The sequence below is a fragment of the Bacillus cereus group sp. BfR-BA-01524 genome, from assembly GCF_022662595.1.
GTDB lineage: Bacteria > Bacillota > Bacilli > Bacillales > Bacillaceae_G > Bacillus_A > Bacillus_A thuringiensis_S.
Genome location: NZ_JAKUDW010000474.1, coordinates 1 through 219 on the forward strand (window position 1 = coordinate 1; position 219 = coordinate 219).

Consider the following 219-nt stretch of genomic DNA (forward strand, 5'->3'; position numbering starts at 1 on the left):
CCCATCATTGCTACATTATTTGATGCTGTGTTTGGTAATTTTTCACCTTGTACAACTGGCTTTGCTTCTTCTTTTTTAGCTACTTCATTCTTTTGCTCAACTTTTATCGCTTCCTCTTTTTTAGCCATATCATTTTTTTCTTGTACTTGTGCCGCTTGTTTTTTCTCTATTTCATTTTTTTGCTGTTCCTTAATTGCTTCTTCTTTTTTAGCTTTATCT

General features: G+C 32.4%; 1 pseudogene. It reads right to left on the reverse strand.

What is annotated here, in order from left to right:
• Positions 1-219, reverse strand: a pseudogene (locus MR170_RS31955) (LPXTG cell wall anchor domain-containing protein); the annotation flags it as partial.